The sequence below is a fragment of the Azospirillaceae bacterium genome (assembly GCA_028283825.1).
GTDB lineage: Bacteria > Pseudomonadota > Alphaproteobacteria > Azospirillales > Azospirillaceae > Nitrospirillum.
This window is the reverse complement of sequence record JAPWJW010000003.1, coordinates 994,289-1,015,317: the sequence shown is the minus strand read 5'-3', so window position 1 is coordinate 1,015,317 and position 21,029 is coordinate 994,289. Positions and strand designations below refer to the sequence as shown.

Annotated in this window: 14 protein-coding genes and 1 pseudogene; all 15 read right to left on the bottom strand. The window is 67.7% G+C overall.

The genetic code is table 11. From position 1 onward, the window contains the following. Nucleotides 1-223 precede the first annotated feature (223 nt). Nucleotides 224-1,327: a hypothetical protein gene (locus PW843_16625; protein MDE1148224.1), complete on the bottom strand. Its 1,104-nt coding sequence runs from the start codon at nt 1,325-1,327 to the stop codon at nt 224-226. After that, on the bottom strand, nt 1,230-2,366 hold the full coding sequence (locus PW843_16620; protein ID MDE1148223.1) for a hypothetical protein: 1,137 nt from the start codon (nt 2,364-2,366) through the stop codon (nt 1,230-1,232). The genes PW843_16625 and PW843_16620 overlap by 98 nt, the downstream gene beginning before the upstream one ends. A gap of 130 nt (nt 2,367-2,496) precedes the next feature. Further along, nucleotides 2,497-3,822: an HlyD family type I secretion periplasmic adaptor subunit gene (locus PW843_16615; GenBank protein MDE1148222.1), complete on the bottom strand. Its 1,326-nt coding sequence runs from the start codon at nt 3,820-3,822 to the stop codon at nt 2,497-2,499. After that, nucleotides 3,822-6,014, bottom strand: a complete 2,193-nt coding sequence (locus PW843_16610; protein MDE1148221.1) for a peptidase domain-containing ABC transporter — start codon at nt 6,012-6,014, stop codon at nt 3,822-3,824. Before PW843_16610 ends, PW843_16615 begins: the two co-directional genes overlap by 1 nt. Further along, nucleotides 6,011-7,609 carry an ATP-binding cassette domain-containing protein gene (locus PW843_16605; GenBank protein ID MDE1148220.1) on the bottom strand — a complete coding sequence of 533 codons (1,599 nt, stop codon included), beginning with the start codon at nt 7,607-7,609 and terminating at the stop codon, nt 6,011-6,013. The genes PW843_16610 and PW843_16605 overlap by 4 nt, the downstream gene beginning before the upstream one ends. Before the next feature lie 1,000 nt (nt 7,610-8,609). After that, nucleotides 8,610-10,277, bottom strand: a complete 1,668-nt coding sequence (leuA, locus tag PW843_16600) for a 2-isopropylmalate synthase (GenBank protein MDE1148219.1) — start codon at nt 10,275-10,277, stop codon at nt 8,610-8,612. Between the two features lie 579 nt (nt 10,278-10,856). Continuing rightward, entirely contained in the window at nt 10,857-12,992 is a 2,136-nt protein-coding gene (locus PW843_16595) for a TonB-dependent receptor (protein MDE1148218.1), read from the bottom strand. Between the two features lie 137 nt (nt 12,993-13,129). Further along, complete coding sequence (gene arsB, locus PW843_16590) at nt 13,130-14,170, bottom strand: ACR3 family arsenite efflux transporter (GenBank protein MDE1148217.1); 1,041 nt, start codon at nt 14,168-14,170, stop codon at nt 13,130-13,132. Between the two features lie 11 nt (nt 14,171-14,181). Then, on the bottom strand, nt 14,182-14,466 hold the full coding sequence (locus tag PW843_16585) for a GNAT family N-acetyltransferase (GenBank protein MDE1148216.1): 285 nt from the start codon (nt 14,464-14,466) through the stop codon (nt 14,182-14,184). Nucleotides 14,467-14,604: 138 nt separating this feature from the next. Beyond that, a pseudogene (gene arsC / locus PW843_16580) lies at nt 14,605-15,012 on the bottom strand (arsenate reductase (glutaredoxin)). An 8-nt stretch (nt 15,013-15,020) separates the two neighbouring features. Beyond that, the gene (locus PW843_16575; GenBank protein ID MDE1148215.1) at nt 15,021-15,377 is read right to left on the bottom strand and encodes a metalloregulator ArsR/SmtB family transcription factor; all 357 of its coding nucleotides are present in this window, start codon (nt 15,375-15,377) and stop codon (nt 15,021-15,023) included. Nucleotides 15,378-15,382: 5 nt separating this feature from the next. Beyond that, complete coding sequence (arsH, locus tag PW843_16570; GenBank protein MDE1148214.1) at nt 15,383-16,126, bottom strand: arsenical resistance protein ArsH; 744 nt, start codon at nt 16,124-16,126, stop codon at nt 15,383-15,385. A gap of 90 nt (nt 16,127-16,216) precedes the next feature. Further along, nucleotides 16,217-17,164 (bottom strand): hypothetical protein, encoded by a 948-nt coding sequence (locus PW843_16565; protein ID MDE1148213.1) that lies wholly within the window; start codon nt 17,162-17,164, stop codon nt 16,217-16,219. Between the two features lie 95 nt (nt 17,165-17,259). Beyond that, nucleotides 17,260-19,299, bottom strand: a complete 2,040-nt coding sequence (locus PW843_16560; GenBank protein ID MDE1148212.1) for a S9 family peptidase — start codon at nt 19,297-19,299, stop codon at nt 17,260-17,262. 134 nt (nt 19,300-19,433) lie between these two features. After that, the gene (locus tag PW843_16555; protein MDE1148211.1) at nt 19,434-21,008 is read right to left on the bottom strand and encodes a peptidase S10; all 1,575 of its coding nucleotides are present in this window, start codon (nt 21,006-21,008) and stop codon (nt 19,434-19,436) included. Nucleotides 21,009-21,029 lie beyond the last annotated feature (21 nt).

Genomic DNA, 21,029 nt, shown 5'->3' with positions numbered 1-21,029 from the left:
GTCGGTGGTTCCGGTACCGCCGCCCGTGCCACCGCCGGCCTCGACGCCGCCGGAGCCCGTGCCGCCAGTGGGATCAGTCGTGCCGGTGCCCGTGCCCGGATTGGTGCCGCCACCGCCGGTCTCGGTGCCCGTTCCGGTGCCGCCCGTGGGGTCGGTGGTTCCGGTACCGCCGCCCGTGCCACCGCCGGCCTCGACGCCGCCGGAGCCCGTGCCGCCAGTGGGATCAGTCGTGCCGGTGCCCGTGCCCGGATTGGTGCCGGCCGCCGCCGGTCTCGGTGCCCGTTCCGGTGCTGCCCGTGGGGTCGGTGGTTCCGGTACCGCCGCCCGTGCCGCCGCCGGCCTCGACGCCGCCGGAGCCCGTGCCGCCGGTGGGATCGGTCGTGCCGGTGCCCGTGCCCGGATTGGTGCCGCCGCCGCCTGTTTCGGTGCCCGTGCCGGTGCCGCCGGTGGGGTCGGTGGTTCCGGTACCGCCGCCCGTGCCGCCGCCGGCCTCGACGCCGCCGGAGCCCGTGCCGCCGGTGGGATCGGTCGTGCCGGTGCCCGTGCCCGGATTGGTGCCGCCACCGCCGGTTTCGGTGCCCGTGCCGGTGCCGCCCGTGGGGTCGGTGGTGCCGGTGCCGCCACCGGTGCCGCCGCCAGCCTCGACACCGCCAGAGCCTGTGCCGCCAGTGGGGTCAGTCGTGCCGGTTCCGGTGCCCGTATTGGTCGTGCCGCCGCCTGTTTCGGTGCCCGTGCCGGTGCCGCCCGTGGGATCGGTGGTGCCGGTGCCGCCGCCTGTGCCACCGCCAGCCTCAACGCCGCCGGAGCCTGTGCCGCCGGAGGGGTCAGTCGTGCCGGTTCCGGTGCCCGGATTGGTCGTGCCGCCACCTGTTTCGGTGCCCGTTCCGGTGCCGCCCGTGGGATCGGTGGTGCCGCTGCCGCCACCCGTGCCGCCACCAGCCTCGACACCGCCGGAGCCTGTGCCACCAGTGGGGTCAGTCGTGCCGGTTCCTGTGCCCGGATTGGTCGTGCCGCCGCCTGTTTCGGTGCCCGTGCCGGTGCCGCCCGTGGGATCGGTGGTGCCTGTGCCACCACCCGTGCCGCCGCCGGCCTCGACGCCGCCGGAGCCTGTGCCGCCGGTGGGATCGGTCGTGCCGGTGCCCGTGCCGCCCGTGGGGTCGGTGGTGCCTGTGCCGCCACCGGTGCCGCCGCCGGCCTCGACGCCGCCGGAGCCTGTGCCGCCGGTGGGATCAGTCGTGCCGGTGCCCGTGCCCGGATTGGGTGCCGCCGCCGCCGGTCTCGGTGCCCGTGCCGGTGCCGCCCGTGGGGTCGGTGGTTCCGGTGCCACCACCCGTGCCGCCACCAGCCTCGACACCGCCGGAGCCTGTGCCGCCGGTGGGATCAGTCGTGCCGGTGCCCGTCCCCGAGCCGGTATCAGTGCCTGAGCCCGTTCCGGTCCCTGTGCCGGTGTCGGTCCCCGTGTGGGTTCCGGTATCGGTGCCGCCAGCCTGTGTTCCGCCCGAGCCCGTTCCGGTGGTGGGATCGGTCGTACCGGTGCCCGTGCCCGAACCGGTATCAGTGCCCGAGCCCGTTCCGGTCCCTGTGCCTGTATCGGTACCTGTATTGGTCCCGGTGTCAGTGCCGCCAGCCTGTGTTCCGCCGGAACCGGTTCCGGTGGTGGGGTCGGTGGTGCCGGACCCCGTGGTGGTCCCGCCGGTTTCCGTACCGGTGGAGGTGCCGGTATCGGTGCCGCCGGCCTGGGTGCCGGTGGTGGTTCCCGTGCCGGTATTCGTGGTGCCCGTATTGGTCGTGCCGGTGTCGGTACTGGTCGTGGCCGGCGTGGCGGCCGTTTCCGCATTGGCGGCGTTTGTGGTGCCGGGGGCGGCGGCGGCCGGGGCGGCCGGGGTGCCGGCGCTGGCCAGGTTCACCGGCCCGCTGGGGGCGGTGGCGTGCGCCTGGGGGACGGTGGGGGAGGACGACCCCAGGGCGGGGGAGGTGGGGGTGCCACCGCTATCCGCGGTGGTGGCCCCGCCGTCGCCGCCACCCGAGGCCAGGGAGGAACCGCCCGAGGAGCTGTTGCCGCTGGACGTCAGGTTGGTGGTGTTCTCATTCGGCGCCAGGGGTGAACTGGCGAGATCGGTGGTGCTGGTGGAGGCCTGGCTGGCGGTGCCCGTCGGCACTCCGGTCTGCGCCGCGACGCCGCCGTTTTCCAGCTGGCTGCCGTTGTGCACCGTGCCGAGATAGCCGCTGCCAGAGCGCGGGTCCGCGGCCGTGTCGGCGCCCGGCCGCTCCAGCGCCTTCAGCGGACGGCTCGTCTGCGTCGTGGCCTGGTCGCGGATGGCCTGGGTCTTACCGGTCGAGGACGACTTATCGCTCTGCTGAGCCATGGCGTGTTTCCGTCACAAAAAGAGGGCCGAATGGAAGCGGGTGCCGGTAGCAGCCGCTTGCGGGCATGTCGTTACTGGATCGAAAGGCGGGCGCCCGCGGGGCGGATCCCCTGCGGTGCCCGCCGGCACCTCAACGTTCGTGGAAGGCGCTGTCCACCGTGGTGTAGATGGGCTTCAAGAGGTACTGGAATACCGTCTTCTCGCCCGTCGTGATGTCGGCCTGAAGCGTCATGCCGGGCAGCAGCTGATAGCGTTCCTTCTGCAGCCCGACGTAGTTGGTCGCCAGCTTCACCCGTGCCTGGTAGTAGGGGTTCTTCTGCTCATCCATGAAGGTGGTGGGCGAGACCGATTCCAGGACGCCGTCAATGCGGCCGTAGCGGGCGTAGTCGAAGGCCTGCACCTTCACCTTCACCGGCTGGCCCGCCTTGACGAAGCCGATGTCGCGGGTGGAAACGCGCACCTCGGCCAGCAGTTCGTCGTCCACCGGCACCAGGCGGGCGACGATGCCGCCGGGGGAGATGACGCCGCCGATGGTCTTCACCGGCAATTCCAGGACGATGCTGCGCATCGGGGCGGAGATGACCAGGCGGTCCACCCGGTCATCCTGGCCGTTGATCAGCTTGTCCAGCTCCGCCAATTGGGCGCCCGTGGTTTCCATCTTGTCCATGGCCTCCTGCTTCAGGCGGCCGTCCAGTTCGTTCAGGCGGGACTTGTTCTCGGCCAAGGTGCCCTGGGTGGCGCCGATGACGCCTTCCAGCCGGGCCTTTTCCGACAGGGACGCCGCCATGTCGCGCTGGGCTTCCAGCAGGTTCAGCTTGGAATTCAGGCCCTTTTCCACCAGGTCCTGGCGCAGGTTCACCTTGCTCTGGGCGATGTTCAGGTCGGTCATGACCGAGACCAACTGCGCCTTCGCGGCGGTCAGCTGCGACGCCATCTGCCGGCCCTGGTCCACCAGCACGGCGCGCTGGTTGTTCCTGGCCTCGATCTGGGCGGCCAGCAGCTGGCGGTTGTTCTGCACGACGTCGGGCTGGCTGGCAAAGGGGGTGAAGTTCGCCGGGCGGCCTTGCGCGAAGGCGGCCAGCCGTTCCATCTGTGCCTGCAGGGCGAGGCGCCGCGCGGTGTACTGGTCGCGGCTGGCCGTGGTGGTGCCGCCTTCGAAGCGCACCAGCGGCTGGCCGGCCTCCACCAGCTGGCCCTGGCGCACCATCACCTCGGCGACGATGCCGCCTTCCAGGGATTGGGCCGCCTGCACGGCGCGGGCGGGGACGACCTCGCCAAAGGCGGTCGCCACCTCATGCACAGGCGTCAGTACCGCCCAGCCGATGAAGGCGGCGACACAAATTCCCGCCACCATGATGGTGCTGCGGGTGAGGGGGGAGATGCCGGGATCGGTGACCAGTTCGTCGGAGGCGAAATCCGGCAGATGGAACCATGACGGCAGGGCGAAGGTGCGCATCAGATCATGCCTCTCGGAATACGGTCGCGAACCTTTTCGGCAGTCCCGAAGTAGCGGGTGGTGCCGTTCTCCAGGATCAGGACCTTGTCGGCGATGCCGAGGTGGCCTCGGCGATGGGTGGCGAAGAAGACGGTGGAGCGCTGGCGCAGCATCTCGATGGCCGACATGAAGGCGAACTCGCCCTCGAAGTCGAAACCGCTGATGGGCTCATCCAGCAGGACCAGCGGGGTGTTGCGCAGGTAGGCGCGGGCCAGCGACAGGCGGGCCAGCACGCCGGTGGGCAGCGGGGCGGAATGGGTGTCGAACCGGGTGTCCAGCCCATCCTTCAGGCTGCGCACCGTGTCCAAGGCGCCCGCCTGGTCCAGCGCGTCGATCAGTTCGGCGTCGGTCGCCAGCGGGGCCGCCAGGCGCAGATTGTCGGCCAGCGAGCCCTGGAAGAACTGCGGCACCTGCGTCACGTAGGCGATGGAACGGCGCAGCTGGATGGGGTCGAACTGGCGGATGTCGCGGCCGTCGATGCGGACGGATCCGCCCTGGGCGGTGTACAGGCCGCTCATCAGCTTCAGCACGGTGGACTTGCCGCCGCCGCAGCGGCCGACGATGGCCACTACCTCGCGCGGCGCCACCTCGAACCCGATGTTGGCCAGGATGGGCTCGGGCTCCCGGTGGTAGCGGAAGGTGACGCGGGTGAAGGAGACGCGGCCCTGGATTTCGGCGACGCGGTCCGGCCGCATCGTCTCCGACCGTTCCGGCGGCGTCGCCATCAGGGTTTCGATCTGCCGGATGGAGGAGCGGATCTGGCCCACGCGGGCGCTGGCCATGAAGGCGGCCTGCAGGGGGCCCAGCATGCGCCACACCAGCATCATGGAGGCGATCAGGCCGCCGGTGGTGAGGTCGCCGGCCAGGACGCGGTGCACGCCGAACATCAGGGTGGCCAGCGCCGTCAGCGTGCCCAGCGTCTGGCTGATGGTGCTGACGGTGGCGGCCGCCTGGCCGTAGCGCAGGTTGGCCTCCGCCGCGTTGCGGGCCACGGTGTCGTAGCGGTCGCGCCAGATGTCCACCAGGCCCAGGGTGCGGATGGAGCGCATGCGCTCGATGATTTCCAGGGTCAGTTCCTGGCGCCGCGCGTTGGCGATGGCCGCCTGGGACACGCGGTAGCGGGTGACGGCGTTGGCGACGAAGGCCAGCAGGCCGTAGACGAACACGGCGAACACCGGCACCAGGCCCAGCCAGCCGCCCAGCACGAAGATGGCAGCGATGAACAGGAACATGAACGGCAGGTCCAGCGTTGCCTGCGCCAGCGGGCCGGTCAGCAGGTCGCGCACCCGGTCGATGTCGCGCACGCGCGCCACCTGGGCGGCGATGCTGACGCGTTCCGTCAGGGCGCTGGGCAGGCTCAGCAGGCGGCCGAACACGGCGTTGCCCACCACATAGGCCAGGCGGGCGCCGCCATGGGCCATGGTGTGGCTGCGCAGGCGGCGGGTGACCAGTTCGAACAGCGAGGCGCTGATGGCGCCGATGCCCAGCGGCACCAGCAGCCAGGGCGTGTTGGCGGAGATGACCTTGTCGTAGACGTTCATCACGAACAGCGGATTGGCCAGCGCCAGGATGTTGGCCAGCAGGGTCAGGCCCATGGACGCCAGGATCAGCGGCCCGCTTTCATTGATGCGGCTGCGCAGCCAGCCCTGTTTCTCCGTCCCGCTGCTGGGAAGGGTGCCGGGGCGCACCACCACCAGCGTGCCGGCGGGCAGGGCGGCGTCCTCGCCCGCCGTGGCCGGCGCGCCCTCGGCCAGCGGCCGGGTCACGACGAAGCGGTTCTCCATCACCTCCACCAGGGTCGGCGGTGCGCCCAGGGGGATGTGCAGCATGACGCCGATGGTGCTCTCGGCCGGGCCGGCGATGCGGCGCAGGTCGTCCAGCGAAAAGCCGTCGGCCTGGTGCAGGGTGCTGACGTAACCCAGGCGGCCCAGGATGTCGCGCAGGTCGGCCATGGGATTGGCCCGCGGCTCCGACGGCAGCGCCTCCAGGATCTGGCGGCGGGAGCCGGACCAGCCGTGGCGGTTCAGCAGCTGCGCCAGCGGATCCAGGAAGTCGATCCAGTTGACGCCCACCGTGGTGGCCGGAACCGGCAGGGCGGCGGGACGCGTCGTCAGGTCCCCGCGGGCGGCATCGCGGTCGAGAAGCAGCGTCATAATGCGAACTCCAGGGTGCGATCCAGTTGGCCGTCGGCCAGGCGGTAAATCCGGTCCGCCAGCTTCAGGACGGCCGGGCGATGGCTGACCAGGACCAGCCCGCATTCGCTGCGCAGCTCGTTCATCAGCCCGAACAGGTGGCGGTCGCCCTCGTCATCGACGGCGGAATTGGCGTCGTCGAACAGGATGATGCGGGGGCGGTGGACAAGGGCGCGGGCCACGGCGATGCGCTGGGCCAGGCCGCGGGGCAGCGGTTCGGTGGCGCCGTCGCCGACGAAGGTGGCGAAGCCGTGGGGCAGGGCGTGGATCAGGTCGGAGATGCCGGCCCGCTCGGCGGCCACCAGCGCCAGCTCGTCATATTCCGGGCGGAACAGGGTGATGTTCTCGGTGATGGTGCCGCGGAACAGGATCTCGTTCTGGGGCAGGAAGGCGATGGCCTCGCGCACCGAAGTCGGGTCGTACTGGTCGAGGTCGACGCCGTCCAGGGTGATGCGGCCGCGGCCGGGCTGGTAGAAACCGCCCATGATGGACAGCAGGGCGGTCTTGCCGCTGCCGTTGGGGCCGACCAGGGCGATGATCTCGCCCTTGGTCATTTCCAGGTTGATGCCGTTCAGGATTTCCTGGCCCGGCTTGAAGCCGAAGGACACGTCGCTCAGGATCAGGCGCGGCTGGGTGTCGTTGGCGTCCAGCGTGCCCATGGCGCGGCGCTCGCGCGGCATGGCGTACAGCGCGTCCATCTGTTCCCGCGCGATGGCGGCCTGCTGCAGGCGCGACCACAGCTGCAGGATGTTCTGCATGGGCGACAGGGCCCGGCCGCACAGCAGCACGCAGGCCGACAGGCCGCCGACGCTGAGGTGGCCGTGCAGCACCATCAGGCTGCCGAAGCCCACGGTCAGCAGGCCGGAGACCTGCACCACGCACTGGCCGATCTCACCCAGGTGCTGGGCCGACAGCTCGGCGGTGCGGTGTTCGCCCAGGCGGTGTTCCTGCAGCTTTTCGTACCGGCGCAGCAGCGGGTTCTCCAGCGCCATGGCCTTGACCGACTGGATGCCGCTCAACAGGCTGATGATGAAGCTGAGACGCTTGTCCTCCGACTCCGCGACGCGCAGCAGCGAGGTGCGCGCCATGCGGATGGCCGGCAGGGCCAGCAGCACGATGGCTATGACGCTGACCAGCGGGACGATGGTCAGGATGCCGCCGATGTAAAAGATGATGCTGAGATAGATGACGATGAAGGGGATGTCGTACAGGCTGACCATGATCTGCCCGGACGCGAAGTCGCGCAGCGAGGCGATGGAATTCAGCCGTTCCATGTGCGCGCCGGACGTCTGCGACTGGAAGGCTTGGATGTCGCTGTCCAGCAGATGGAAGATGGCCCGGCGGCTTTCCGAAATCTCGAATTGCGCGCTGCGGATGCTGAAAATCCGTTGGCGCGCCACGCGCAGGAAAAATTCCATCAGCAGGGCGGTAACGATGCCACCTGCCAACAGAAACATTGTGTCGATGGTGTGGTTGGGCAGAATCCGGTCGTAGACCTGAAGCAAGGCGATGGGCATCGCCAGGGAGACGATGTTAATCGTGATGCTCGAAATCATGATGTAGACGTTATGAGGGATCTTAACGCCGTTAATATTCAGGATACCCGATGCGGTTCTGCTCATGGTTTTCACCATTTGATTCGATGTCGCATCCTGTTGATATGTATATTAAAGAAGGGTTAAGCGTCAATCCTCATGCGATAGTATACAATCGCTCCGATTTGCCAGTATTTGAGCGTTATCTTTGTGCGCGAAAGGATAGTGTCAGTAATTTAGCTGACGTTGGGCTATCAACTGCGCAAATCGAAATCGTTGATAGGGAACTATAGGGCCACGTTCAACCGGTTGAGCCTGATCCCGGTTATTCGGGTGCGGCGCAACATGAGCAACCGGAGGTTTGGCGCGTCGAATGGGGTGATAGCGCTGATCACAAAGGATAAATTCCCAGAAGCCTACCGTCGTAGCGGCTTTCCCCTCTGCGGTTCGGCAGGCCGTCGTAGGTCGTCTATTCTAGGGCGTGCCCGCGCCATGCTTGCTACTAAAGCTTTAACCAAGCCTTCGGCCCGGTCCCCCGGTGGCTCCGGCATAGACTTTATCCGTCGGGATATAGTCCTCGATCGCGAAATTACTGCGATAGGATATATGACCCTAAGGGGGTACCCCTTAAACTGGAAATGAACGGCAGAATTTGGAACGTTTTTAAAAAGTAAAACCAATAAAATGCCATGTAAATAGCGAGTGAACAAAAGGCCGCCCGGCGATGGCGGGGCGGCCTTGGGACGTTAAGACTTATGGCGCTTTTGATGGTGTGAAGGGTGCTGCCGGACACAACCCATGGGGTGCGCGCCGGCGGCGTCCTGGCCGTTTGTACCGCCCTTTATGCGTGCGATCTTTGATCATGACCGATCAAGGATCGCCCCTCAGTCGCCGGGCGCCCGCATCCGCGGGCTTGGGGCTTCCTCAGTTTCCAGTCCACTGCGTTTCCCGGAAACTTCCGGCGGCCCCCGTCGGGGCCTACAGCGGCACGAGGTCTGAATCTCGTGCCGCTGGTGTCGGTTCAGCCGGCGCCGTTGGCCGCACTCAGCACCGCGCGGACCGAGGCGGTGGCCACGTCGGTGTCGATGCCCACGCCGAAGACCTTGCGGCCGTCGGTGGTGCGGCATTCGACGTAAGCCGCGGCGCGGGCGTCGCCGCCGTGGCCGATGGCGTGTTCCTGGTAATCGACGATGTCCAGTTCCACGCCGCAGTCGGCCTTCAGGGCGGCCAGCACGCTGGACAGCAGGCCGTTGCCCCGGCCGCTGATGCTGCGTTCCTCACGCCCCACGCTCATGCGGCCCACGAACACGCGGTCGCGGCTGCCGGCGGCACCGGTTTCCTGATAGTCAATCAGCTCGAACCGTTGCAGGCCGGACAGGCAGTAGGTGTCCTGGAAGATGGTCCAGATGTCGGCCGCCGTCATCTCGCGGCTGGATTCGTCGGCGTAGCCCTGGACCACGCGGCTGAAGTCGATCTGCATGGCACGGGGCAGCTTCAGGCCCTTGTCCTGTTCCATGACCCAGGCGATGCCGCCCTTGCCCGACTGGCTGTTGACGCGAATCACCGCCTCATAACCGCAGCCCAGGTCGCTTGGGTCGATGGGCAGATAGGGAACGTCCCAGATCTCCTCGTTGCGCCCGGCCTGGGCGGCGAAGCCCTTCTTGATGGCGTCCTGGTGGGAACCGGAGAAGGCGGTGAACACCAGCTCACCGGCATAAGGGTGGCGGGGGTGCACCGGGATCTGGTTGCAGTACTGGACGGTCTGGACCACGGACTGGATGTCGGAGAAGTCCAGTTCCGGGTTGACGCCCTGGGTGTACAGGTTCAGCGCCAGGGTCACCAGGTCGACGTTGCCCGTGCGCTCGCCATTGCCGAACAGGCAGCCTTCCACCCGGTCCGCACCCGCCTGCACCGCCAGTTCGGCGGCGGCGACACCGGTGCCGCGGTCGTTATGGGGATGGACGCTGACGATGACGCTGTCGCGGCGGCTGATCTGGCGGCAGAAGTGTTCGATCTGGTCGGCGTAGATGTGGGGGCCGGCGGCCTCCACCGTGGCGGGCAGGTTCAGGATGACGGGCTTGTCGGGCGTGGGCCGCAGCACGTCCAGCACCGCCTCGCACACCTCCACCGCGAAGTCGGGTTCGGCGGTGCTGAAAGTTTCGGGCGAGTATTCAAAGACCCAATCGGTCTCGGGATACTTCTCCGCCTGTTCGCGCAGGATGGTGACGCCCTTGACGGCGATGTCCTTGATGCCGGCCCGGTCCATGCCGAACACGATGCGGCGCCAGGCGGGGGAGATGGCGTTGTACATGTGCACGATGGCGCGGGGTGCGCCGCGCAGGCTCTCGAACGTGCGTTCGATCAGGTCGCGCCGGGCCTGGGTCAGCACCTGGATGGTGACGTCGTCGGGCACGCGGCCGCCGTCCAGCAACTGGCGCACGAAGTCGAATTCGGTCTGCGAGGCGGAGGGGAAACCGACCTCGATCTCCTTCAGGCCGATCTTCACCAGCATGTCGAAGAAGCGCTGCTTCTTCTCCGCGTCCATCGGGTCGATCAGCGCCTGGTTGCCGTCGCGCAAGTCGGTGGACAGCCAGCGCGGCGCCTTGGTGATGGCGCGCGACGGCCAGGTGCGGTCGGGCAGGTCGGCGTGGGCGAAGGGGCGGTACTTGGTGGAGGGATCGCGCAGCATGGTCATGATCAAAGCGTCTCCGCTGGAAAGGTATTCATCAGGTTTGGGATGGTGAATACGGCCAGGGGTGCAGCCGCCGGGTAGCCGTCAGGCCCGACGACTGCCGATAAGTCGCAGGGAAGCGACCGGACGCTGGGTGTGGCGATTTTCAGGAAAGGCGCGCCCGCCACGGTGGGCAGACGGACAGATGAACGACATTTGGCAAATTCCGCAGACAGCGCAGGCGTACGACGAAGGTCCCGGTCCTCTCAGGAGGCCGGGCCAAGAAGTCGCAGAAGGGTGGCGGTCGCGGTGTCGAACATGATGCGGGGGATAAGAGCGGCTGCGGCCGGGACTGTCAAGCGCCGGCCGCGCCATCGCCATCCGCTTATTGCGGGTCTGCCCGGCGCGGCATGTCGTTTCATGCGCGGCGCCCACCTCAAATGACGTTTCCGTTGCGCTCCGATCCAACGGCACGAGATGGAACCTCGTGCCGTTTAGGCCCCGACGGGGCCGCCGGAAGTTTCCGGGGAACGTAGTGGACTGGAAACTGAGGACAAGCCCAGCGGCCGGATGGCCGCGCCCGGCGTTTGAGGGCGTTTACAAATCCAACGTGGCGGAGAAGCGCACGGTGGCCGGCATGCCGGCGTACAGGGTGGGGCCGCCGGTCGCCCAGTAGCGGGTGTTGGTGACGTTGTCGCTGTTGACCCGCAGGGTCAGGCCGTTGCCGCCCACCTCCGTCTTGTAGCTGGCGCCCAGGCTGAGGGTGGTATAGCCCGGCAGCAGGGCCTGGTTCAGGGCGTTGGCCTCGCGGTCGCCGGTGTAATAGACGCCGGCGTTCAGGCCCACGCCGGGCAGGAAGTCCGGCCGGTATTCCGCGAAGACGGAACCGGACCAGCGCGGCGTGTTCTCCACCCGCTTGCCGTCCTGAGCGGCGGTGCCGGTGTTCTGCTGGATGGCGTCCAGGTACTGGCCGCTGACCATCAAGGACACCTGGGGCAGGATCTCGCCCTGGATGGACGCCTCCACGCCCTGGTGCACGGCGGTGCCATTCACGACGTAGGTGTTGGTGGTGTCGGTGTAGGCCAGGCCCCGTTCGATGTGGAACCAGGCCAGCGACACCATGGCGCCCGCCACCTCCATGCGGCCGCCCACCTCCACCTGCTTGCTGACGACAGGGTCCAGGATGCTGCCGGCGTTGGTGGTGCCGTCGGGGGCGGTGCCCGCACTCTCCAGTCCCTCGATGTAGGTGGTGTACAGGCTGGCGGTGGGCGTCAGCTTGTAGACCAGGCCGGCGGTGGGGGTGAAGGTGGTGATGGTGTAGTTGCTGGTGGATGAACTGGTGTCGTAGTCGACGTACCGCCCGCCGGCGATCAGCAGCCACTTCTCGCCCAGATGCATCATGTCCATGACATAGCCGCCGGTGTCGATGTTGACACTGCCGGCCAGCAGGCGGGTGGTGGTGAAGTGCAGGCTGTCGTAGGTGATCTCGACGGGGTCGTACAGGTTCTGTTTGACGGCGGTGTAGGACTGCTGGTGCTGGTCCTCCTGCGTCTGCCGGTTGCGGCTGAATCCGAACAGCAGTTCATGGGTGATGGGGCCGGTGTCCAGCTTGCCGGCCAGTTCCGTGCGGACGTTCTGGTTGCGGTATTCCTGGTCGGGCGTGTAGGTGCCGGACAGGGTGCCGGCACCCGTCGTCAGGTTCAGCGAACCCAGGTTGGAAATGGTGCGCTGGCGGCGGGTGGAGGCGACGCCGAATTCCGCGCGGGCCGACCAGTCGTCGGTGATGGCGTAGTCGGCGCGGCCCACCACGTTGGTGGCCCAGGTGTTGTAGGGCGAATTCAGCGGCGCCAGGCGCTGCGTCGGATCGGGGATGCCGGGCAGGGTGATCTTGCCGGCGACCGCGGTGGGCAGGGTGATGCCGCCCGGCTCATCCATCTCACGCCGGTAGTATTCGGTGTCCAGCTTGAAGGTCAGGCGTTCGGTCGCGCGCCAGTCGAAGGCGCCGCCCATCACCCAGCGGCGGCCGTCGACATCGTCCACCGGCGTGCCGACGCGTGAGGCGTAGCCGTTCAGGCGGGCACCGAACTGGTCCTTGTCGCCGAACTCCCGCCCCACGTCGAAACCGCCGCCGAAACTGCCGTTGGCGTCGCCGTTGACGTAGTAGGAATTCACCGGGTCCGGCCCGGCGCGCTTGGTCACCACGTTGACGATGCCGGACGGCGTGCTGAGGCCGTAGTACAGGGCCGACACGCCCTTCAGCAGTTCCACGCGCTGCTTGTTCTCGATGGGGATGGGCCCCAGGTTGATGATGGGCAGCGAGCCGTTGAGGCGATAGTTGGTGCGGGCCTGCATCAGCACGCCGCGCGAGACGAAGTTGTTGCTGGTCAGCGGGCTGGTGGCCTGCTGGGTGATGCCCGGCGTGTTGCGCAGCGCGTCGTCCAGCCCCTGGGCGCCCTGCGCGTCCAGCACGGCGCGCGGCACGATCTCCACCGTCAGCGGCGTGTCCAGCAGCGACTGGTTCCGGAAGGCGCCGACTTGCACCACCTCCGCCTTGAAGGAGGGCGCGCGGCTGCCGGTCACCAGTACCTCATCCAGGGATTTTTCCTGCTGGTCCACCTCGGTCGCCACGGCGGTGGCGTCGGCGGGGGCCGGGGCGGGTTCGGCGTGGGCGCGACCCGCTTGCGCGTAAAGCGCGGTCAGCAGGGCGATGGCCGATACGGCGCTCTTCTTCATTTGTGTTCCGTCAATGGGATGGGGCTGCTGGTCTCCTGATAGTGATAGTAAGAATGGTTCGCAATATTAAACTATGTGTAATTGCGGAGTGTCGGCCGGTGTTGCCGAAATCCAACACTTTTGCATGCAAGCCGGTGTCAAGGCGCCAATTTGCTGGGGCCGCGCTGCTCATACCAAGGCCGGCTGGCCTTCACCAGGCGCACCACCGACAACATCACCGGCACCTCCACCAGCACGCCCACCACCGTGGCCAGGGCGGCGCCGGAGTTCAGGCCGAACAGGCTGATGGCGGCGGCCACGGCCAGCTCAAAGAAGTTGCTGGCGCCGATCAGGGCCGCCGGTGCCGCCACGCACCAGGCCACGCCGAACTGGCGGCTCAGCAGGTAGGCCAGGCCGGCGTTCAGGTAGACCTGGATCAGGATGGGCACCGCCAGCAGGGCGATCACCAGGGGCTGGGCCAGGATCTGTGGCCCCTGGAAGCCGAACAGCAGGACCAGGGTGGTCAGCAGGGCTACCAGGGACAGAGGCTGCAGGAGGGACAGGACGCGTTGCAAAGGGGCCTCACCATCTGCCAACAAGGCGTGGCGCCAGGCCTGCGCCACCACCACCGGCACGACGATGTAGAGGGCGACCGATAGCGCCAGGGTGCCCCAGGGCACGGCGATGGAGGCGACACCCAGCAGCAGGCTCACCAGGGGCGCGTAGGCGAACACCATGATCAGGTCGTTCAACGCCACCTGGCTGAGGGTGAAGTGGGGCTCCCCCTCGCAGAGGTTGGACCAGACGAACACCATGGCCGTGCAGGGGGCCGCCGCCAGCAGGATGAGGCCGGCGATGTAGGACGGGCCCTGGCCCGCCGGCAGCAGGTCGGCGAACAGGGTGCCGATGAACAGGCTGCCCAGCAGCGCCATGGAGAAGGGCTTGACCGCCCAGTTGACGGCCAGGGTGACGGCCACGCCCCGCCAATGCTCCTTCACCTGCGCCAGGGCGCCGAAGTCGATCTTCAGCAGCATGGGGACGATCATCAGCCAGATCAGCGCCGCCACCGGCAGGTTGACCTTGGCCACCTCGGCCGCCGCCACGGCACCGAACAGGCCCGGCAGCAGGTGGCCCAGGGCGATGCCGGCGGCGATGCACAGCGCCACCCACAGGCTGAGGTAGCGTTCGAAGCGAGACATGGGGGTGGCCCTCAGATGGTGATGGTGCGCGACAGCAGGGTGGCGGTCGAGGGGCATAGGCCCCGGGCCTGGGACGTCGCCAGGACCGATGCCGGCGCCTGGTCGCGGGGCGCGGGCTTGAAGCCGGCCTTCTCGAAGAAGCCGCTGGCCGAATTGGTCAGCAGCCAGGCCCGCTGGTGGCCTTCCTTCCAGGCGCGGCGCAGCAGCAGGGCCACCAGGTTGCGCCCCACCCCTTTGCCCCGCGCCGTCGCCGGCACCACCACGGAACGGACCAGGATGTCCGCCCCCAGCGGCACATAGCCGCCATAGCCCGCCGGCGTGCCGCCCAGGGTGCGATAGGCGAAGAAACGGCCCTCGCCGTCGCCCAGGTCCGCTACCGGCAGGCCGGCGGCCGTCAGCGCCGCCACCAGGCCGGCATCGGCGGCTGGAACCGGCTCATCCTCCAGGAAGGGTGCCCCTTCCTCCTTGTCGAAATCCGCGTCCGGCAGGTTAGGCAGCAGGTCCAGGACGACGTCCGAAGGCCGGCACAGCGTCACACCCCGCGGCGTCACCACGATGGGCCGGTTGATCAGGATGGGGTGGACCATCATGAAATCCAGCAGGTCGTCGTCGGTCCACTTCGGATCGTCCAGGCCAAGCTCCGCGTAGGGCGTGCCCTTGCGGCGCAGCAATTGGCGCACCGTCAAGCCTGCGCGCCGGACCAGGTCGGCCAGCACGTCGCGGCTGGGCGGGGTCTTCAGGTACTCGATCACCTGCGGATCGGCGCCGACGTGGCGCAGCAGGGCCAGGACGTTGCGCGACGTGCCGCAGGCGGGGTTATGGTAGATGGTCGTGCCGGTCATGGGGGGGCCTAAGCGTCGACGGTGGCCTGGGGAGGACAGCAGGCGATCACGTCGGTGATGCCGGTGCCGCACAACTCGGGCAGGCCCTGGCAGCAATCCTCCATCAGGAAGGCCAGCAGGCGGCGGGTACCCTCATAATCGGTGGCGTAGAAGATCTGCCGCTGCACCCGCCAGGAACGCAGCAGGCCCGCCCGCTCCAGGATGCCCAGATGGTGCGACAGGGTGGAGGCCGGCACGCCCACGCGGGCGGCGACCTCGCCGGCGGTCAGGCCGTTGGGGCCCGCCTGCACCAGCAGGCGAAAGACACCCAGGCGGGTTTCCTGGGCCAAGGCGGCGAAGGCCCCGACGGCGACTTTCGGTTCCATGGCGGTCACGACCCCTCCACGGCGGGCTTCTCATGGCTCATCGCCACGGCACCCAAATCCGGCTTCGGCTCCCTGGCCGCCGCCTCCTTGCGCTCGCTGTAACGGTCGACCAGATAGTCGGCGCGGTCGCGCGTCAGCAGGGTGAACTTCACCAGTTCCTCCATCACGTCGACCACCCGGTCGTAATAGGCGGACGGCTTCATGCGGCCGGCCTCGTCGAACTCCTCATAGGCCTTGGCCACCGACGACTGGTTGGGGATGGTGATCATCCGCATCCAGCGGCCCAGCACCCGCAGGGCGTTCACGGCGTTGAAGGACTGGCTGCCGCCAGACACCTGCATCACCGCCAGGGTGCGGCCCTGGGTGGGGCGGACGCTGCCCGTCTCCAGCGGTAGCCAGTCGATCTGGCTCTTGAATACGCCGGTCAGGGTGCCGTGCCGTTCGGGCGAGCACCACACCTGGCCCTCGGACCAGATGGACAGGTCACGCAGTTCGGCCACCTTGGGGTGGGTGGGGGGCACGCTGTCGGGCAGCGGCAGGCCGGTCGGGTCGAAGATGCGCGTCTCACACCCGAACCGTTCCAGCAGGCGGGCGGCCTCCTGCGTCAGGAAGCGGCTGTAGGACCGCTCCCGCAGCGATCCGTAGAGCAGCAGGATGCGCGGCGGATGGGCGGACATCCGTGGCGGGGTTAGCTTGCCCAGGTCGGGAAGGTCGAACCGGGCAGCGTCGATATTCGGCAGGTCGATCATATTGATACGATAGTTCGACAAATATGGAATTGTAAAGGGCCTCTCATGCTCCTGGCGCTTCCTGGCGCCAAAAAGGATGCTGGTGAAGTGTCAGGGCGCGCCCAGGCTGTCCACGATATGCCCGACGATGCTGCTGCGCTGAAAGGTGCCCAGGGCGCGCGGGTCCATGGTGTACAGGCCCTCAAGGTAGGCCTTGTCCGCAGGGCTCAGGGCGCGGGCCTTGTCCGTCGTGGCGCAGTTTTCCTTGAACAGGTCCAGGATGCTGGACAAGGGCGCGCATTGGTCGGTGAGGGCGGGGCGTGTCAACGCCAGCATGGCCAGGTAATCGGCCACCGTCCCGAACTTCTCGCCCACGATCCTGTCGGTGTTCACGACGATCAGGACGTGGTCAAAGACGCTTTCCAGCTTCACGCCCAGGCGGCTGCCCAGCATGCCATGCAGGGCCCCCGGTTCATCGGTGGAAGGGGAAGCGTCCGCCCGGTTGGGAAGCCGCTCGGTGGCGTCCACGCGGGTCACCAGGCCGCTGCTGGTTGCCGTGACGTACCAGGCCTGGATGGGGAAGTTGACCGTGGACACGGCCTGGGTCTGGGCGGCGTAGTGGTGCCCCAGCAGGACGGGATCCTTCTGGGCGATCTTGTCCACCAGGGCCTGCGGGTTGTCGGTGAAGATGATCTGGACGTTGGGTTTGCAGCCATCCTCCGCCGTCGGCGCGTGTGCCGCCTGCGCCACGGCCCGGATGCGCTTGGTGACGAAGCCGGCCACCTCGGGCGTCACGTTCATCGCTTCCGGGCAGATGGCCTCGCGCCAGCGGGTGAGCTGGTCGATGCTGGGGGAGCTTTCGCCGCTGGTCCGCACGAAGGCGTCCGCCACCCGCTCCAGCTTGTCCGCCGGCAGGCGGTTGCCGGTCACCGTGACGGTGTTGGTCTCGGTATTGGGGGCGTCGGATTGGGCGGCGGCGCCACCCGCCGCCAGCATGACCGTGACGGCCAGGGCCAGGCATCCACGCGTCCCCCAAACGCGACCGTTACCGCTGTTCATTGCCGCCCCCACTGTGGATGAAATCCCCCTCAGGCTATGGCGCGGCTGTTTGTTGCACAAGGTGCGCGGCGTTGCGTCCCGCAGCGTGCCCGGCCCTACCTTGCCGACAGCGCCGCCTGCAGCCCCGGCGTGAACTGGGCGCCGTCTGGCACGGTGATGCTGGAGCCTTTCAGCGCGGTGCCGAAGGGTTCCGCCTTGCCGCCCAGGCAGGCGCCCAGGAACTGTTCGGCGGCGGCGTTGAAGGCGATGCTGTTCTCTGGCCGGGCGAAACCGTGGCCCTCATCCGGGAACAGGATGTAGGTGACGGGGATGTTCTTTTCCTTCATCGCCGTGACGATCTGGTCGGATTCCGCCTTGTTGACGCGCGGGTCGTTGGCGCCCTGGCCGATCAGCAGCGGCTTCTTGATGTCCCCGGCCTTGAACAGGGGGGAGCGGTCGTGCAGCAACTGGTTTCCGTCCGCGGTCGTGGGGTCGCCCATGCGCTTGTAGAACTGCTGGCGCCCGGCCTCCCAATAGGCGGGGATGGTCTTCAGCAGGGTTTGCAGGTTGCTGGGGCCGACGATGTCCACGCCGCAGGCGAAGGCGTCGGGGGTGAAGGTGACGCCGGCCAGGGTGGCGTAGCCGCCGTAGGACCCGCCCATGATGGCGACCTTGTCCTTGGTGGTGACGCCGCTCTTGATGGCCCAATCGACGGCGTCGATCAGGTCGTCATGCATCTTGGCGCCCCATTGCAGGTTGCCGGCGGTGATGAAGTTCTTCCCGAAGCCGGTGGACCCGCGATAGTTCACCGACAGCACGGCGTAACCCCGGTTGGCCAGCCACTGGTGATAGCTGTGATAGCCGTAGTCGTCGCGCGCCCAGGGTCCGCCGTGGACGAACAGCACCAGGGGCAGGGGCTGGTCGGGATGGCCGTCGCCCTTGCTGTCCGCCCCCGCCGGCAGGGTGAGGTAGGAGACCAGGGTCAGCCCGTCGCGCGCCTTCAGTTCCAGCGGGTGCATGGCCGCCAGTTCGGCCCCCTCCAGCTCCGGCCGGCTGACGAACAGCCGGGTCAGCTTGTGGGCCTTGCGGTCATAGCGGTATGTCGCCGCCGGTGCCGTCACCGGGTCCACCACCACCATCCAGGCGGCGTCGTCATCGGTGCGACTGGTCACCTGGATGTCGCCCTTCAGCTGCTGTTTCAGGTAATCCAGGTCGGCGCCGATGGCGGGGTCCAGCGGCGTCCATTCGCTGCGCAGGTAAGTGACGGCATAGGCCTGCACCACGCCGGTCTTGGGATCGCTCAGGGCCTCGCTCACGTCGGCCTTGGCGTTCTGGCCCACCACGGTGGTGGCGCCGGTGGCCACGTCCTGGCCCACCAGGGCCGCCGTGTCGCGCCCGCGGCTGTCCAGCCAGTACAGGGTCCGGCCGTCGGCGGTGAAGCCCAGCGGGGCGGTGGTCAGGCTGTCGTCCAGGCCGATGCTGCTGAATGGTGTCGCCTCCACCGTGTCGCCGGTCATGCGGAAGAAGTCGGATCCGCCGTCGGACCGGGTCTTGGTGGCCAGGCGCAGCTTCAGGGATTCATCCGACGTGAAGCCGGCGTACTCACCCTCGTTCTTGTAGACCAGGGTCAGCGTGCCGCTGGCCAGGTCCAGGCTGTAGACGTCGTGCCATTTCGGGTCGCGGTTGTTCAGGCCCACCAGGATGTGGTTCTTCACGTGCTTGCTGATACCGATCACCTCGGCCCGGGTTTTCTCGAACGGGGTCAGGGTGCGCTGGGCACCGGTCTTCACGTCCACGCCGTACAGCAGGAAATTCTCATCCCCGCCCTTGTCGTTGATGAACAGGATCATCCGGCTGTCGGGTGACCAGAAATACTGGCGGACGGGGCGGGCCTTTTCCGCCGTCACCGGCTTGGCCTTGGTGGGGTCGGATGCCGGCGCCACCCAGACGTTCATCACGCCGTCGCGGGGTGCCGTCCAGGACAGCCACTTGCCGTCGGGGCTGAGGCGCCCCTGCGCGCGGCTGGGGTTGCCGAAGAACTTGGCACGTTCGATCAGGGGGGCGGCGGTGCTGCCGGCCGGCGGGGGCGGGGCCGCCATGGCGGTCAGCGTGGTGGATGCCAGCAATAGGGCCAAGGCCGCAGCGGTGCGCTTCATCTGTTCCCCCGTCTCATCATCCATTGTTGGCCGCCGGCACCCCGTGATGGGACGCCGGCGGCGGAATGGACCGAAGATGGGGCGGACCTTGCCGCGCGGCAAGGTCCTGTTTGGCCTACCTAAACCGGACCGCCTTACGGGGCCGCAGGGGCGGCCTTGTCGTAGAAAGCGTCCAGGTCGGTGACCAGCTGCTTCAACGCGTCCGGGTTCAGGTAGATCATGTGGCCGGACGGGTAGTACTTGAACGTGATGTTCTTACGCTGCGCCGGTTCCAGCTGCATGTGGTCGATGTCGTACTCGGTGGAGAAGAACGGTGTCGCCATGTCGTACCAGCCGTTCAGCGACAGCAGTTGCAGGTGCGGGTTCTGGCGCAGGGCGGTGCTGAGGTCCAGGGCCACGTCCGGCACCTCCATCTTGCCGAAGGCCGGCGCCTTGTGGTGCCAGTCCCACTGGTCGTTGGCGTCGTCCGATCCGGGACGGTAGTCCAGGTCGGTCTTGTACCCCAGGTCGCCGCTGACATAGGCGCGGAAGCTGGAGATGAAGGCGCCGTTGATGGCGCTGTCGGAGGGGTCGTACTCCGGCGCCTCGCCGGCGGCATCGGTGTCCACGCCCAGGAAGCGGCTGTCGAAGCGGCCCACCGTCTGCCGCTTGTCGCGCAGCAGTTCCTTCTGGAAGCGGAACAGGTCGATGCGCAGCTTGGCCCGCTTCAGGTAATCCACCGACAGGCCGGTGTAGGCCGACAGCTGCTTGGCGACCGCGTCGGTCTCTTCCGGGGTGATGCGCTGACCCTTGGCGAGTGCCGCGGCATAGGGCCCACGGGCGTAGTCGCGCACCTGTTGCAGGAAGGCGGGCAGGTCGGTGGGTTTGTTGGCCAGGCGGTTGTGGTACCAGGCGGTGGCGGCATAGCTGGGCAGATAGCCGATATAGACGTCGTCGTAGCCTGGCTGCTCGATGCCGTAGTTCAGGATGGACGACAGCAGGATGACGCCGTTCAGATCCATGCCGTCGGCCTGCAACCGGGCGGACAGTGCGGCTGACCGGGTGGTGCCGTAGGACTCGCCGAACAGGAATTTGGGCGAATTCCAGCGGCCGTTGATGGTGACATAGCGGTTGATGGCGCGGGCGAAGGCGTCCACGTCCTGGTCCACGCCCCAGAAGTCCTTGCCCTTGGCTTCGCCCAGCGGGCGGGAATAGCCGGTGCCGATGGCGTCGATGAACACCAGGTCGGTCTTGTCCAGCAGGCTGTCGTCGTTGGCGGAGAAATTGTAAGGGGCGGGGGCGTTGTTGTCCGGGCTATTGGTGCGCACCCGGATGGGCCCGAACGACCCCATGTGCAGCCACAGGCTGGCCGAGCCGGGACCACCGTTGTAAAGGAAGGTCACCGGCCGCTTGGCCGCCGGCGCGCCCTCCGCCGTATAGGCGACGTAAAACACGCTGGCCGTCGGCTTGCCTTCATTATCGCGGATGGTCAGGGTGCCGGCGGTGGCCTGGTAGCGGATGGTCTTGCCCTTGATCGTCACCGTGTGGGACGTGGTCTTGGCAGATTCCGTGATCGGCGCGCGGGCGGTGGCGGCGTCGATCTGTTCCGCCACCTTCTCGTTCTTGGGCGTGTCGTCGCCGCCCTTGTCCTTCTTGTCGTCTGCCCATCCGGCCACAGCGACAGAGGTCAGCAACACCGCCGTCAGCGCGGTCACGATCGTCTTACGCATCCCCAAACTCCCTATCCCGTG